This window comes from Poseidonibacter sp. (assembly GCF_041821165.1).
Taxonomy (GTDB): domain Bacteria; phylum Campylobacterota; class Campylobacteria; order Campylobacterales; family Arcobacteraceae; genus Poseidonibacter.
This window is the reverse complement of the sequence record NZ_JBGUES010000005.1, coordinates 1-15,013: the sequence shown is the minus strand read 5'-3', so window position 1 is coordinate 15,013 and position 15,013 is coordinate 1. Positions and strand designations below refer to the sequence as shown.

15 protein-coding genes are annotated in these 15,013 nt (G+C 27.5%); 10 read left to right on the top strand and 5 right to left on the bottom strand.

Features of this window, described 5'->3' with window-relative positions:
• Window positions 1-4: 4 nt before the first annotated feature.
• Genes rlmN through hisF form a run of 4 tightly spaced genes read right to left on the bottom strand, consistent with a single transcriptional unit; the run spans window position 5 to window position 3,100 of the window.
• On the bottom strand, window positions 5-1,087 hold the full coding sequence (gene rlmN, locus ACERKK_RS01185; protein WP_373771239.1) for a 23S rRNA (adenine(2503)-C(2))-methyltransferase RlmN: 1,083 nt from the start codon (window positions 1,085-1,087) through the stop codon (window positions 5-7).
• Window positions 1,088-1,113: 26 nt separating this feature from the next.
• A complete protein-coding gene (locus tag ACERKK_RS01180; protein WP_373771238.1) occupies window positions 1,114-1,650 on the bottom strand; it encodes a purine-nucleoside phosphorylase in 537 nt (178 codons plus the stop codon).
• Window positions 1,647-2,336 carry an SIMPL domain-containing protein gene (locus tag ACERKK_RS01175; protein ID WP_373771237.1) on the bottom strand — a complete coding sequence of 230 codons (690 nt, stop codon included), beginning with the start codon at window positions 2,334-2,336 and terminating at the stop codon, window positions 1,647-1,649. The genes ACERKK_RS01180 and ACERKK_RS01175 overlap by 4 nt, the downstream gene beginning before the upstream one ends.
• A gap of 2 nt (window positions 2,337-2,338) precedes the next feature.
• Complete coding sequence (gene hisF, locus ACERKK_RS01170; protein WP_373771236.1) at window positions 2,339-3,100, bottom strand: imidazole glycerol phosphate synthase subunit HisF; 762 nt, start codon at window positions 3,098-3,100, stop codon at window positions 2,339-2,341.
• Between the two features lie 83 nt (window positions 3,101-3,183).
• Between hisF and rsmA the strand changes: the two genes are divergently transcribed.
• The 10 genes from rsmA (at window position 3,184) to ACERKK_RS01120 (ending at window position 13,889) form a co-directional block, all read left to right on the top strand.
• Window positions 3,184-3,978 carry a 16S rRNA (adenine(1518)-N(6)/adenine(1519)-N(6))-dimethyltransferase RsmA gene (gene rsmA / locus ACERKK_RS01165; protein ID WP_373771235.1) on the top strand — a complete coding sequence of 265 codons (795 nt, stop codon included), beginning with the start codon at window positions 3,184-3,186 and terminating at the stop codon, window positions 3,976-3,978.
• On the top strand, window positions 3,965-5,932 hold the full coding sequence (locus ACERKK_RS01160) for a ribonuclease J (protein WP_373771234.1): 1,968 nt from the start codon (window positions 3,965-3,967) through the stop codon (window positions 5,930-5,932). Before rsmA ends, ACERKK_RS01160 begins: the two co-directional genes overlap by 14 nt.
• Before the next feature lie 10 nt (window positions 5,933-5,942).
• Window positions 5,943-6,905, top strand: coding sequence for an SIS domain-containing protein (locus tag ACERKK_RS01155; protein WP_373771233.1), 963 nt, complete (start codon window positions 5,943-5,945; stop codon window positions 6,903-6,905).
• Window positions 6,902-7,690: a pseudouridine synthase gene (locus ACERKK_RS01150; protein ID WP_373771232.1), complete on the top strand. Its 789-nt coding sequence runs from the start codon at window positions 6,902-6,904 to the stop codon at window positions 7,688-7,690. Before ACERKK_RS01155 ends, ACERKK_RS01150 begins: the two co-directional genes overlap by 4 nt.
• The gene (locus tag ACERKK_RS01145; RefSeq protein WP_373771231.1) at window positions 7,683-8,867 is read left to right on the top strand and encodes a replication-associated recombination protein A; all 1,185 of its coding nucleotides are present in this window, start codon (window positions 7,683-7,685) and stop codon (window positions 8,865-8,867) included. The genes ACERKK_RS01150 and ACERKK_RS01145 overlap by 8 nt, the downstream gene beginning before the upstream one ends.
• A 2-nt stretch (window positions 8,868-8,869) precedes the next feature.
• Window positions 8,870-9,388 (top strand): protoporphyrinogen oxidase HemJ, encoded by a 519-nt coding sequence (gene hemJ / locus ACERKK_RS01140; RefSeq protein ID WP_373771230.1) that lies wholly within the window; start codon window positions 8,870-8,872, stop codon window positions 9,386-9,388.
• On the top strand, window positions 9,388-10,791 hold the full coding sequence (locus tag ACERKK_RS01135; protein WP_373771229.1) for a PhoH family protein: 1,404 nt from the start codon (window positions 9,388-9,390) through the stop codon (window positions 10,789-10,791). The genes hemJ and ACERKK_RS01135 overlap by 1 nt, the downstream gene beginning before the upstream one ends.
• A 351-nt stretch (window positions 10,792-11,142) precedes the next feature.
• Complete coding sequence (locus ACERKK_RS01130) at window positions 11,143-11,553, top strand: hypothetical protein (protein WP_373771228.1); 411 nt, start codon at window positions 11,143-11,145, stop codon at window positions 11,551-11,553.
• A gap of 1 nt (window position 11,554) precedes the next feature.
• Window positions 11,555-13,165 (top strand): FAD-dependent oxidoreductase, encoded by a 1,611-nt coding sequence (locus ACERKK_RS01125; protein ID WP_373771227.1) that lies wholly within the window; start codon window positions 11,555-11,557, stop codon window positions 13,163-13,165.
• Window positions 13,155-13,889 carry a succinate dehydrogenase/fumarate reductase iron-sulfur subunit gene (locus tag ACERKK_RS01120; protein WP_373771226.1) on the top strand — a complete coding sequence of 245 codons (735 nt, stop codon included), beginning with the start codon at window positions 13,155-13,157 and terminating at the stop codon, window positions 13,887-13,889. Before ACERKK_RS01125 ends, ACERKK_RS01120 begins: the two co-directional genes overlap by 11 nt.
• Window positions 13,890-13,924: 35 nt before the next feature.
• Here ACERKK_RS01120 and ACERKK_RS01115 read toward each other — a convergent pair whose 3' ends face one another.
• A complete protein-coding gene (locus ACERKK_RS01115; RefSeq protein WP_373771225.1) occupies window positions 13,925-14,998 on the bottom strand; it encodes a TRAP transporter substrate-binding protein in 1,074 nt (357 codons plus the stop codon).
• Window positions 14,999-15,013: the final 15 nt, after the last annotated feature.

Here is a 15,013-nt window from a genome sequence, read left to right as displayed (position 1 = left end):
TATCTCAAGCGAACCCATTTGCATCCTTCTCTTTTAATTGCCCACAAGCTGCTGAGATATCAATACCTTTTGATTCTCTTATTGTACAAATTAAACCTCTATCATTTAGATAATCTTTAAACTTTAACATATCTTCCACTTCTGGTCTTTCATAGTCAGTTCCTGGATATGGATTGAAGAAAATAAGGTTTACTTTTGCAGAAATACCATTTAATAGTTGTAATAGTTTTTGTGCTGCTTCAATACTGTCATTTTTATTTTTAATAACTAAGTATTCAAACATTACTTTTTTTCTAGTATCAACTGGGAATTTTTTTACTGCATCGATAATAGTTGCAATATTATATGCTTTATTCATAGGAATTAATTCTGATCTTAATTCATCATCAACAGCATGTAATGAAATTGCAAGTTGAATTCCTAAATCAATTTCACCTAGTTTTTCAATTTTAGATGCAATTCCAGATGTTGAAACAGTTTGTCTTCTTCTATTAATTGATAAACCTTCTTCTTCTGAAAATACTTCAACAGCTTTTGTAAAGTTTTTGAAGTTATCTAAAGGTTCACCCATTCCCATATAAACTATATTTACAGATTTATTAGCAGGAATGTCATTATCTCTTTTAATATTTACAATTTGTGCAATATATTCACCAACTGTAAGGTTTCTTACAAAGCCACCTTTTGCAGTTAAACAGAAAGTACAACCTACTTTACATCCAACTTGAGATGAAATACAAACAGTGTATTTTTCACTACGAACAATTACACCTTCTTCATTTCTTTTTTTATCTTTCATTAATAAAAGTACTGCTTCAACAGTTAAACCATCTCTTAATTTAAATAAATATTTAATACTTCCATCAGTACTAACTTCTTTTTTTAAGATTGACATTACATCAAGAGGGTAATTATTTATTAATTGTTCTTTTAAATCTTTTGGTATATTTAACATCTCATCATAAGATGTAACATATTTTTTGTATAACCAGTTATATACTTGTTTAGCTCTAAATGAAGGTTTTAAAGTCTCTTTTAATTCATCTAAAGTAAAGTCATATATTGATGGTGTTCCAGCTTTTGCCATAATTTTTCCAATTCTTTTTATTTTGATTATTTAATAATCTGTTTATCTAATAGATAAGTAGTTAATTTTTTCATTGCTTCTTCATGATTTTTTATAAAATCATCATGAGCATTTTTATTCGTATAGTTAGTTACAATAAATATTCCAGCAACTGGGATTGAAAATTCTCGTGCTACTTGTAGTACTGAAAAGTACTCCATATTTTCAATTCCAATGCCATATTCATTATATTTTTTAGCTAATTCTTCATTTGTTGATATATAATTTGATGAATTAACAATAGTATCATTTTTCACCATTTTATTATCAGATTCTAATACATTATCTAATGGAGTATAAGAACTATTTGTTAAAAAAGAAAGTTCTATATTTGAAGCTCTTCGTGATTCAATAATATCAAATATCTTATGATTACCATAAGAACCTGCTGTTCCTATAAAAAGGATAAAATCAGGTTTATTAAACAGACATGTTCTTGTTAAATTAATTGCAGATTCAATTAGTCCAACACCAATTGTTTCAGCAAATTTAAATGTTTCATTTCTTCCTGCACAAACTATCATTTACACTCCAACACAAAAGTAGGATTTATAGTAATATTTTGTTGTGTGTTTTCAGGTGCTACATCTAAATAACTTTTTTTAACAGCTGGTGAGATATTATCCATATGTCTCATTAGATTTATACCTTGAACTGTATTTATATCTATTTTATTAATAGTACATGTTTTATTAAGATCTTTTGATAATGATGTTGAATATGATTCAACCCATAAAATAGTACTAAGTCTTAATTTTTCTAAACTAGTTTCATATAAACTTCTACTTGTTTTCCATGAAATATTTGAAATATTTAATTCAATCTTTTTTAAGTCAATATTGTTTTTCATCTTTATTAACTTATCCATAAACTTATTTAACTCTTTTGCTTGTGTTGACTCAACTTCATATCTTAAAGTTCCAACATAACCTGTAAATTCTTGTTTATTTTTATGATATCTATGTTTTGGACTTAAAGTAAAACTACCATTATTTTTTATTACAGTATTATTTGATTTTATATAATTGTTAAATTTTTCAATATTTTCATTAATATATTTTTCATTCATATTCTCAATACTTATAGTTATGTATGTTGATAATAAATCAGGTGTAACTGTTGTTGTAAACTTCTTATTAAAACTTACTTCATAAGAGAATAGGGCACTTGGTAATAAACAAAGGAGCCCTGTTAAAATAATCTTTTTCATTTTTATATCCTTACTGGAATATTATTTGCTCGTAAATATCTTTTTAAATCCATAATATCTATTTCTTTAAAGTGAAAAATTGATGCAGCAAGTGCAGCACTAGCACCATGTTCAAAAGCTTCTTTTATATGTTCCATTGTTCCTGCACCACCTGATGCAATAACAGGAATATCTACAAGAGATGAGATTTGTTCTGTAATATTTAATTCAAAACCAGTTTTTGCACCGTCTGTATCCATTGATGTTAGTAAAATTTCACCAGCACCTCTATCATAAACTTCTTTTGCCCAAGCAAGTGCATCTAAGCCTGTATCTTCTCTTCCACCTTTTACAAAAACATGGTAAGAACCATCTGCAACTCTTTTAACATCAATTGCTGTAACAATACATTGACTTCCAAATCTTTTAGCACTTTCGTTAATTAAATCAGGGTTAGTAACAGCTGATGAATTAATAGAAACTTTGTCACATCCAACATTTAATAAAGCATAAATATCTTCAAGTTTTCGAATTCCACCACCAACAGTTAATGGAATAAAAACTTCTTTTGCAACTTCTTTTACTATATCTACAATTGTTCCTCTATTTTCATGGCTTGCAGTAATATCTAAAAATGTGATTTCATCAGCACCTTCATTATTATATCTTTTAGCAACCTCTACAGGGTCACCTGCATCTCGAAGACCTACAAAATTTATACCTTTTACAACTCTTCCGTTATCAACATCTAAGCATGGAATTATTCTTTTTGCGAAATTACTCAAATAAAATCCTTAATTATTATTAATTAATATTAGTTAATATCTTATCTAATTGTAAGTTAAAAGCAGATATACTCATCCCAATTATGGAAAAAGTAAAAGCAAAAAAACAATTCGGACAAAATTTTTTAAAAGATACAACAGTTTTGGATAAAATCATCCAATCGATGCCCAACAACAGTAACTACGTGGTAGAAATTGGGCCTGGATTAGGTGATTTGACCAAAAATATAGTCAAGTACAAAGAGATGACTGCTTATGAAGTAGATACTGATTTAATCGGTATCTTAGAGTCGAAATTTGCAATAGAAATAGAAAGCAAAAAACTAAAACTTATTCACACTGATGTTTTAGAGGCTTGGGATAGACAAAAAAGTCTACATGATGGTAAATACGATTTAATAGCAAATTTACCATATTATATTGCAACGAATATTATATTAAGAGCGTTTGAAGACGACAATTGTGAGAATATAATCGTAATGGTTCAAAAGGAAGTAGCTTTAAAATTTACTGCAAAAGTAAAGGATAAAGAGTTCTCATCTTTAGGAATAATTAGTGAATTAATATCATTAGAATCTAGGATACTGTTTGATGTACCTCCTGAATCTTTTGATCCTGCTCCAAAAGTTATGTCTTCAATACTTTACATTAGAAAAGATATGAACAAAAGTATTGATAAAGATTTTAACAAATTTCTAAAGGCGTGTTTTGTACAACCTAGAAAGAAATTATCTAAAAACTTATCTTCAATACTAAGTAAAGAATTTATATCTTCTTTATATCAAGAGTTAGAAATTAGTGATAATATTAGACCTCATGAAGTTAGTTCATCTTTGTATAGCCAAATGTATACAAAGGTAAGAGATGGAAGAAACTAGAAAAGAAGAGACTGTTGTTGATACAAAAGTAACTAATGAACCTACTAATACAACTGCTGAAACAAAAGAAACAAGTAAACCTGGTTTAAATACTGAAGATAACACTCCAAAGAAAGCTGAAAATAAACCAGCACAAAATGGAGAAAAGAAAGCGGCATTTAAAAAAAGAAAACCAAAACCAATTCAATACTCAAAAGGTGATGGTTGGGTAAGTGACTTAAAAAAAGCTCATTTAATTAATGAAAAAATTCATAAAGACAGATTAAACCCTCACTATAAATTAAATCTAAATACTAATGCAAAAATTAGAATTACTCCACTTGGTGGATTAGGTGAAATTGGTGGAAACATGATGGTTATTGAGACTGAAAAGTCTGCAATTATTGTTGATGTTGGTATGAACTTCCCTGATGAAACTATGCATGGTGTAGATATTTTAATTCCTGATTTCACATATATTAGAGAAATCAAACATAAAATCGAAGCTATTATTATTACTCATGGACATGAAGATCATATTGGTGCAATGCCATATTTATTCAAAGAAATGCAATTTCCAGTTTATGGGACATCTTTACCATTAGAAATGATTGGTTCAAAATTTGATGAACATAAAATGAGAGAGCATAGAAAATATTTTAGAGCTGTTCAAAAAAGACTTCCTATTAAAATAGGTGAATTTGAAGTAGAGTGGATGCACGTTACTCACTCAATTATTGATTCATCAGCAATTGCTATTACAACAGAAGCTGGAACAATGATTCATACAGGTGATTTTAAAATAGATCATACTCCAATTGATGGATATCCAACAGATTTACATAGACTTGCTTATTATGGGGAGAAAGGTGTTTTATTATTAACATCTGATTCAACTAATTCACATTCACCAGGATTTACAAGAACTGAAAAAACTGTAGGACCAACATTTGATAGAATTTTTGCAGGTGCAAAAGGTAGAGTTATTATGTCTACATTCTCATCAAATATTCATAGAGTTGCACAAGCAATAGATAGAGGAATTGCTACGGGTAGAAAAGTATGTGTAATTGGAAGATCAATGGAAAAAAACTTAGACTTAGCAATGGGTCTTGGATATGTTAAATTCCCAAAAGATTCTTTTATTGATGCACATGAAGTTAATAAATATAATGATTCAGAAGTTTTAATTGTTACAACTGGTTCACAAGGTGAAGCAATGTCTGCACTTTACAGAATGGCAATTCATGAGCATAGACATATTAAAATTAAACCAACTGATCAAATTGTATTATCAGCAAAAGCAATTCCTGGAAATGAAGGAAGTGTATCTGGTATTATTAACCATTTATTAAAAGCTGGTGCAAAAGTTGCATATCAAGAATATCCAGATATTCATGTATCAGGACACGCAGCACAAGAAGAACAAAAGTTAATGTTAAGATTAGTTAAACCTAAATTCTTTATGCCAGTACATGGTGAATACAATCATGCCTTAAAACATGGACAAACTGGTATTTCATGTGGTGTATTAGAAAGAAACTTATACATTATGAATTCTGGTGAACAAATTGAAGTTACACCAAAATATTTAAAGAAAGTTAAAACAGTTAAATCTGGAAAAGTTTATATTGATAATCAATTAAACCATAAAATTTCAGATGATATCGTTATGGATAGACAAACAATGGCAAACGAAGGTGTTGTTATGGTTGTTGCTCAAATTAACGAAGATGATAGAACATTAGCACAATCTCCAAAAGTAACATCTTTTGGTTTAGTTCCTGATCAACAAGACAGATTCTTTGCAAAAGAAATTGAAGAGTTATTAACAACTTTCTTAGCAAATGTAAAACCAGGTATTTTCAAAAATACTAGAATGATAGAAGATGAATTAAGAAAAGCAGTAAGAAAACACTGTATCAGAAAATATAAAAAATATCCAATGATTGTGCCAACTATATTTGTACAATAAGGAAGTAAAAATGAATTTTAAAGAAATAGTTAAAGAGGTTCTTTTAACAGAAGCAAAAGAATTAGAAAATGCAGCCACTAAGGTTGCATTTGATGTAGAAAAAACTGTAGATTTAATTATAAATTCAAAAGGTAAATTAATCATTACTGGTGTTGGAAAATCTGGTCTTGTAGGTACAAAAATTGCTGCAACTTTAGCAAGTACAGGTACAAGTTCATTTTTCTTACATCCAACAGAAGCTATGCATGGCGACTTAGGAATGATTGGAAAAGATGATATTGTATTAGGTATCTCTTACTCAGGTGAAAGTGAAGAATTAGTTCAAATTCTTCCTCATTTAAAAAGATTCAATATTCCATTAATTGCAATGGCAAAAAATCCTAACTCAACATTAGCAACTTATGCAGATGTATTTATTGATATTTCAGTAGATAAAGAAGCTTGTCCTTTAGATATTGCACCAACTTCTTCAACAACATTAACTATGGCTATGGGTGATGCTCTTGCTGTTTGTTTAATGAAAAAAAGAGATTTCCAAAGAGAAGACTTTGCATCATTTCATCCTGGTGGGAGTTTAGGTAAAAAACTTTTTGTAAAAGTTGATGACTTACTAAGAAAAGAGAATCTTCCTATAGTTTCACGTGAAACACAATTAAAAGATGCAATTGTTACAATGAGCGAAGGAAGACTTGGAAGTGTAATTATTATTGATGAAAATGATAAAGTAATTGCATTATTAAGTGATGGTGATTTAAGAAGAGCTTTAATGAATAAAGACTTTTCAATTGATTGCAAAGTTGAAGATATTGCAAGTAAAAATCCTAAAACACTAAAAAACAAAGATCTTCTAGCAAGTGATGCATTACAAATTGTTGAAGATTATAAAATACAATTATTAATCGTAACAGATGAAGATGATAAACTAGTTGGTGTATTACACATTCATGATTTAATAGAAGCTGGTATAAAATGAAAAAAAACGAAACAATAGAAAGAACAAGACTTAATAAATTTATCTCTCATAATAGTAAATATTCTAGAAGAGAAGCAGATAGATTAATAGAAGAGGGTAAAGTTAGAGTTAATGGAAATGTAGTTGATAATTTAGCTACACAAGTTAGTAATAATGATGAAGTTTATGTAAACAAGTCAAGAATAAAAGAAGATAAAGATAAAATTGTTACAGTTATTGTTTACAATAAACCAAAAGGTGAAATCGTTTCTAAGAAAGATCCTCAAGGTAGAAAAACAATTTATGATACTTTAGATGCTAAATATAAACACTTTATGTCAGCTGGTAGACTTGATTATGCTAGTGAAGGTTTACTACTTTTATCTGATAGTGTTGATGTAATTGATGCATTAACTCATTCTAAACTAGAAAGAGTTTATAAGATTAAAGTAAATGGTCAAATCACTAAACAAGTAGAAGCTGCTATGCAAAATGGTTTAGAGCTACAAGATGCAAGTGATGGAGCATTTAAAAATAGTAAAATTAAATCAATGAAGTTCTCACCATTTTCAGGATATAATATTCTTACAAATAATGAGAAATTTTCAAAAATCAAAGTTGCAATTACAGAAGGTAAAAATAGAGAGTTAAGAAGATTCTTTGCTCACTTTGGACTTGATGTATTAGATTTAAAAAGATTAGATTTTGGTGGAATATCTTTAAATAACTTACCAACTGGAAAAAGTAGATATCTAACAAGAGAAGAATACAAAAATCTAAAAATCTTCATGAATGAAGATGCTTGATTTAGCAAGTAAACTTAGACCAACAAATTTAGATAATTTTGTTGGTCAATCTCACATAATTTCAAAAGACAAAGCTCTTTACAAACTAATCAAACAAAAAGATATACCTCATTTATTTTTCTATGGAAAACCTGGTACTGGAAAAACTACACTAGCAAAAATTATTGCAAAAGAGATTGATACAGATTACTACTATTTTAATGCAACAAGTTTAAAGATTGAAGAGTTACGTAAAGTATTTGATAGATATAAAAATGCTTTAATTAAACCTTTAATATTTATTGATGAAGTACATAGATTATCAAAAAATCAACAAGAAGTTTTATTACCAATTATGGAAAGTTACTCTGCAATTATAATTGGAGCAAGTACAGAAAATCCATTTTTTACATTAACAAGTGCTATTAGATCAAGATCTTTTACTTATGAGTTTAAAGCTTTTACAAAAGCAGAAATGATAAAAATACTTAATATAGCATTTAAAGATATTGATATAACTATTGAAGATGATGCTAAAGAGTATTTAATAAATTCAAGTTCTGGTGATGCAAGAGCAATGCTTACACTTTTAAATTTTTCATATAAAGTATCTAATAATATAACTACATCTTTATTAAAAGAGTTAAGAGAAAATGTTATTGGAGATGGAGTATCATCTTCTGATACTCATTATGATTTAGCAAGTGCAATGATAAAATCTATAAGAGGCTCAAACGTTGATGCTGCTTTATACTATTTAAGTAGATTAATAAATGGTGGAGAGAGTGTAGATTTTATTACAAGAAGATTAGTTATATTTGCAAGTGAAGATATTGGAAATGCTAATCCTAATGCTTTAAATTTGGCAGTAAGTACAATGAGTGCTTGTAATAAAATAGGTTATCCAGAATCTAGAATTATCTTAGGTCAATGTATTATATATCTAGCTTCATCTCCTAAATCAAACTCAGCATATAAAGGTATAAATAAGGCCCTACAAACTGTAAAAGAGGGTTTAATACTAGATATCCCTAAACACTTGGATTCACAGCATATAGGCTACTTATATCCGCATGATTTTGGTGGTTATGTTGAACAAGAATACTTAAGTAAAAACTTATCTCTTTATGAGAGTAATAATATCGGTTTTGAAAAAACTCTAAATGAATGGCTAAATAAAATTAAATACAAAGGTTAAGAATGGAATATTATACTTGGATACTAACTTTTCATATAATGGCTGTTATGTCGTGGATGGCAATGTTATTTTATTTACCAAGGTTATTTGTTTATCATGTTGAAAATATAGATAAAAAAGAGTTTGTGGAAATCATTAAAATACAAGAATACAAAATATACAAATATATTGGAGCACCAGCTATGTGGGCAACAATTATTAGTGGTGCTTTAATGTTATATCTTAATTCAGATATTTTATCACCTAGTACAGGTGGTTGGATGCATGCTAAATTAACTGTACTAGTTTTTTTAATTGCATACTCTTTTTCACTTGAAAAATATAGATTACAATTACAAAATGATACTTGCAAGAAATCAGGTAAATTCTTTAGAATGTATAATGAAATACCAACAATGTTAGCAATTTTAATAGTTGCTTATGTAATAACTAAAACTTTTTCTATTTTATTTACATTATTAACAATTGCATTATTTGCATTTATTTCTTACAAAATTATGCAAGTTAAAGGAGAAAAATAATGGATTTTGAAAAATATTATGTTTTAGACACAAATATCTTATTAGAAGATGCAAAAAATATATTTACTTTAGCAGATGATGCAAAGAATTTAATTATTCTTCCAGAAACTGTTCTCGATGAAATTGATAGTAAAAAATCTGGTTTTGATGAAATAAACTTTCAAGCAAGAGAGTTTGCAAGAATCTTAGAAAATTCTACGATAAAAAACTCTATTGCTATTGATTCATATAAGATTATTAGATTAATCATTAACAATGAACAAAATTCAATAATCGATATTATTTCAAAAGATGAATATAATATCAATACAAAAAATGTATCATTAAATATAATCAATGATAGAAAAATATTAGAAATTGCTACTTTTGCAAATTCATATTATAAAAAAAATGTAGAATTTTTATCTCAAGATATAATGGCAAGAACAAGAGCTATTTCACTTGATATAAAAACTGAATGTCTAACTGGATCTAGTAGAGACGACTTTAAATACGAGTTTATAAAAGAAATAGATGTAGAATTTGATGAGCTTGAAAATCTTAATAATCAAGACATAATAAAGTATGATAAAGAGTATAAATCATATAACTACTCTTATTGTTTTAATGTAATAGATTCAGATCAAGTAATATTAGCTAATATTAAAAACAGTAGAATTGAACTTTTAGATGAAGGTGAAGTAAGAAATCAAATAATAACGCCCCTTAATAAAGAACAACTATTTTTTTCAAATGCACTTTTATCATATTTTTACAATGTTTTGATTGTTGAAGCAAAAGCAGGTTCTGGTAAAACACTTCTTGCATTAAGTGCTGCATTAAAATTAGTAAGAAGAAAAGAGTATCAAAAAATCATTTATATTAGAAACTCAATTGAGTCTTTAGATAAAGGTGAAGATATTGGGTACTTACCAGGATTTGAAGAGAAGTTTAGAATATATAATCACCCATTAATGGATAGTTTAGATTATATAATCAGAACTGACTATAAGAAAAGAAGTAATAAAAAGAATATAGATAAAATCCCAGAACTTGATGATGCAGAAGTTAATGCTAAAATTGAAGATATGATTACGAATTATGGTATTGAAACTATGTGGGTAGGGGAAATGAGAGGAAGAACGCTATCTAACTCATTTATAATTATTGATGAAGCTCAAAATATGTCAAATAAAACAATGCAAATGGTATTATCAAGAATTGACAATACTTGTAAGGTTGTAGTACTTGGTTCAAATAAACAAATAGATAACTTCTATGTAAATAAATATACTAATGCATTAACAACTCTATTAAAGTCTACAAAGGACGAAAATGAATTAGTTAATACATTTGCTATTAGACTTCAAAAAGTTCTTAGAGGGCCAATTACTGAATGGGCAGAACAAATCTTCTCAAAATAAATTAAAACAAATATTTTTATGTTCTTTTATACATAAAAATATTTGTATTTAAATCTCAATCTTTAAAAAAATTCTTAACAAAACAAGTTAAAAATATAAATACAATCATAAAAATAAAACTCAAATCTAGTTAGTAATTTTATACATAAATTTTTATATATTAATATTTGCTTTTTTATTTAGTTAATAAATATATAATTTTTTATAAAACTCTATTTTGTAGTAGATAAATTAATATCTAGGATACATCTAACAAATTAAAAAAATTATTTACTTAATAGATAATTTTCTTATTATTAAAAATAAAATGTATGATATAATACAAACTACAATACGTATAGGAGTTAGAATATGAGTTTGTTACAGTATACATCGAATGAAATGTTTTCATCTACAGAGTTAATTAGAAAAAGTAAAATGATATTTGATAAACTTCAAAAAGACCAAATAGAAAAAGCTGTTATATTAAGAGATGGTAAGCCTAGTTTTATGTTATTAGATTTTAATAAATATGAACAGTTAATTGCAGAGTACTTAGAACTAAAAGAAAATAGTTTAAAAAGTGAAAATAAAAGTACTAAAGATACTGCAAGTATAAATAATGATGTAGTTAAAGAAGAGAATAAAACTCAAAACAATAGTCAAAATAATAGTGATGACGATTATGAAAGTGCTTTAAAAAAGATTGAAGAACTAGAGATAAATCTAGATACAAATTTACTTGATGAAAAAAAAGAACCTTTAAAAGAGTTTTGGGATTAATATGATTGATGTACTAATTATTGGTTCAGGAGCTGCTGGACTAACAGCTGCAATAAATGCAAAAGAAAATGGCTCAAATGTTCTTGTTATATCAAAAACATATCCAACACATTCACAAACTGTACAAGCACAAGGTGGGATAAATGCAGTTATCTATGATGATAATGATAGTATAGATACGCATATAGATGATACATATAAAGCTTCAAAAAATTTAGCATATAAAGAGAATATAAAGTATATGTGCCAAAATGCTAAAGATACAATTAAATGGCTTGATAGTATAGGAGTGCCATTTAATAGGGATAAAGAGAATAAATTTGCACAAAGAAAATTTGGTGGTACAAAAAAAATAAGAACTTGTTATTCAAGTGATTATACAGGATTAAAGATTCTTCATACACTTTATGATCAATGTATAAAGTGTAATATAAAGTTTGAGAATGAACATTTATTACTAAGTTTAATAATTCAAAATAATAAATGTATTGGAATAATAGCCTTAGATATACAAAGTGGTATAGTAAAAGAGTTTATTGCTAAAACAGTAATAATTGCAAGTGGTGGATACGGTGGAATCTTCTCAAATAATACTACAAACTCATATTCAAATACAGCAGATGGAATTGCTATTTCGTATAAAGCAGGAGTACATTTGTCTAATATGGAGTTCGTACAATTTCATCCCACAACATTGCTAAATACAAATATTTTAATTAGTGAAAGTTCAAGAGCAGAGGGCGGTTATTTATTAGATCAAAATCAAAATAGGTTTATTGATGAACTTGAATCAAGAGATAAAGTAGCTCGCGCAATACAAGAAAAAATTCAAAACAATGAACAAGTTTTTTTAGATTTGAGACATTTAGGTTTGGAGAAAATCAATAAACTTATGCCTCAAGAAAGAAGATTAGCGTTAGAGTTTTCAAATATAAAACTTGAAAATGAACTTTTACCAATTAATCCATCAGCTCACTATACAATGGGTGGAATAAATACTGATATTAATTGTAAAACAAATATAAAGAATCTTTATGCCTGTGGTGAAGTTGCACAAGCTGGAATTCATGGAGCAAATAGGTTAGGTGGAAACTCTTTACTTGAAATAGTAACTTTTGGTAAAGTAGCTGGACTTAATGCTTCAAAAGAATCTAATGAAATGAATGAATTTGATATAAAGAATACTCATGAGTACTTAAATCAAAAAGAGTATATTTCTTCACTTTTTACAAAAGAAAATTCTATTGATTTTTATAAAGAAAAAGAAAATCTATCACATATTTTATTTGAAAATGTTGGTTTATTTAGAGATGAAGAAAAATTAAATAAAGCAAATAAGTATATAGAAGAGTTAAAATCAAAAATAGAAAAAATGGGAATATCAGATAAATCACAAGAATATAATAAAAATCTTGTAGAGTATATTGAGTTTTTAAATATTTTAAATGTATCACATCTTGTTGTAAATTCTGCTATTAATAGAAAAGAGAGTAGAGGTTCACATTTTAGAACTGACTATAAAAATGAAGATAAAAACTTTGAAAAACTAAGTATTTCATTTTTACAAAACAATAAAGACAATTTATTTTTTAAGAGTTTATATGAAAATTAATATTAAAAGATTCAATAAGAATGATAATGAAAATTCAGGTAAAAAAGAATATCTTGTAAAAAATACAAATCTTTTACAAGCATTAATAGAAATCAAAACTACTATTGACAATTCATTATCTTATAGATGTGGATGTAAAAGTGGTGTTTGTGGTTCTTGTGCAATAAGAGTTAATGGTGTTGAAAAACTCGCTTGTAAGACCACAATTAATGATAATGATTTAATTGAGCCAATTTTAAATACAAGAGTTATTCGTGATTTAGTTGTAGATGTTTCACATGAAACATTCTTATTAAAAAATACAAATGCATTTATTGAAGAAAATAAAGATATAGAAATAAGCCAAAATGATATAAATCTTATAGATGTACAAAGTAATTGTATTCTTTGTAGTTCTTGTCATAGTTCTTGTCCAGTTTACAGTGTAAATAAGAGCTTTCTAGGGCCTTTTGCATTATCAAGAGCATTAAGATATGTAAATGATAAAAAGAGTATGAATAGTACTACTATAATCGATTCTATTCAAACAAATGGAATTTGGGATTGTACTTTATGTAGTGCTTGTACTTTGGTTTGTCCACAAAATATTGATCCAAAAAGTGATATTATGAATTTACAAAATATATCAGTACAAAATGGTTATACTAATCCTAATATGCAAAGTTTTGATGCTAATATGGGATTTGATATGAGTGATATGGGTTTTGACCCAAATGGATTTTAAGCTATAAAATAAGGAGCTAAAAATAGCTCTTTATTTTAGTTGTCTATATTATCTTTTAAGTATAAGTAGTCAGACATTTTAGTCCATTCTCTAGCTTTTTTCATATAAGCATCTTGTGAATCTAAAATCTCTTTTAATAGTGGATTATTGCTTCCCATTTCAGTTCTAAGTTCAGCATTTGCTTTTTTCATTGCATCCATTACAACTTTTGGAAATGTTTTTACTTTAATATTTGCTTGTTCTTTTTTCATTTTATCCCAAGCAGTAGCACTCATATCATAATTTTGAATATACATATCGTATGCTGATACTCTAATTGCAACAAGCATAATTTGTTGTAAATCTTTTGGTAGTTTATTAAATTTCTTCTTATTAATTATAAACTGTAATTCAGAAGCAGGTTCATGCCATCCAGTATAATAATAAGGTGCAATTTTATGGAATCCCATTTTGATATCCATTGCAGGACCAACCCATTCTAATGCATCAATTGTATTTCTATCAAGTGCAGTATACAATTCACCAGGTGCAAGGTTTGTAACTTGAACATCTAGTTTTGCCATAATCTCACCTGCAAATCCAGGAATTCTCATTTTAAGACCTTTTAAGTCTTCTAAAGTATTGATTTCTTTTCTAAACCAACCTCCCATTTGAACACCAGTACTTCCACCAGGAAATGATAAAACTCCATGCTTTGAATAAACTTTTTGCATTAGTTCTAATCCACCACCGTGGTAAAACCATGCATATTGTTCAGGTGCAGTTAGCCCAAAAGGCATTGATGTAAATGGTAAAGTGTTTATATCCTTACCTTTCCAATAATAAGAAGCAGTATGAGCCATATCATATTGTCCACCTTTAACCATATCAAGAACACCTAAAGGTGCTTTATGTTTATTTGATGAATCAACTCTAATTTGAATTCTACCGTTTGACATTTCTTCTGCAATTTTAGCCATATTATTAGCTGTATCTATTAAAGGACTTGCAGATTTTCCCCATGTAGTTGCCATTTTAAACTTATAAACTTTCTCCGAGGCGTGAGCGCCCATACTCATTGCAATTAGGATAACAGATGTTACTCCTAATTTACCAATTAATCTTTTCATTTATTCTCCTTGTTT

Excerpts from the sequence above, each read along its gene's own strand:
- ACERKK_RS01125 (WP_373771227.1), top strand. The coding sequence starts at position 11,555 with ATGATTGATGTACTAATTATTGGTTCAGGAGCTGCTGGACTAACAGCT.
- ACERKK_RS01150 (WP_373771232.1), top strand. The coding sequence starts at position 6,902 with ATGAAAAAAAACGAAACAATAGAAAGAACAAGACTTAATAAATTTATC.
- ACERKK_RS01180 (WP_373771238.1), bottom strand. The coding sequence starts at position 1,650 with ATGATAGTTTGTGCAGGAAGAAATGAAACATTTAAATTTGCTGAAACA.
- ACERKK_RS01115 (WP_373771225.1), bottom strand. The coding sequence starts at position 14,998 with ATGAAAAGATTAATTGGTAAATTAGGAGTAACATCTGTTATCCTAATT.
- ACERKK_RS01120 (WP_373771226.1), top strand. The coding sequence starts at position 13,155 with ATGAAAATTAATATTAAAAGATTCAATAAGAATGATAATGAAAATTCA.
- rlmN (WP_373771239.1), bottom strand. The coding sequence starts at position 1,087 with ATGGCAAAAGCTGGAACACCATCAATATATGACTTTACTTTAGATGAA.
- ACERKK_RS01135 (WP_373771229.1), top strand. The coding sequence starts at position 9,388 with ATGGATTTTGAAAAATATTATGTTTTAGACACAAATATCTTATTAGAA.
- ACERKK_RS01175 (WP_373771237.1), bottom strand. The coding sequence starts at position 2,336 with ATGAAAAAGATTATTTTAACAGGGCTCCTTTGTTTATTACCAAGTGCC.
- ACERKK_RS01130 (WP_373771228.1), top strand. The coding sequence starts at position 11,143 with ATGAGTTTGTTACAGTATACATCGAATGAAATGTTTTCATCTACAGAG.
- ACERKK_RS01160 (WP_373771234.1), top strand. The coding sequence starts at position 3,965 with ATGGAAGAAACTAGAAAAGAAGAGACTGTTGTTGATACAAAAGTAACT.
- hemJ (WP_373771230.1), top strand. The coding sequence starts at position 8,870 with ATGGAATATTATACTTGGATACTAACTTTTCATATAATGGCTGTTATG.
- rsmA (WP_373771235.1), top strand. The coding sequence starts at position 3,184 with ATGGAAAAAGTAAAAGCAAAAAAACAATTCGGACAAAATTTTTTAAAA.
- ACERKK_RS01145 (WP_373771231.1), top strand. The coding sequence starts at position 7,683 with ATGCTTGATTTAGCAAGTAAACTTAGACCAACAAATTTAGATAATTTT.
- ACERKK_RS01155 (WP_373771233.1), top strand. The coding sequence starts at position 5,943 with ATGAATTTTAAAGAAATAGTTAAAGAGGTTCTTTTAACAGAAGCAAAA.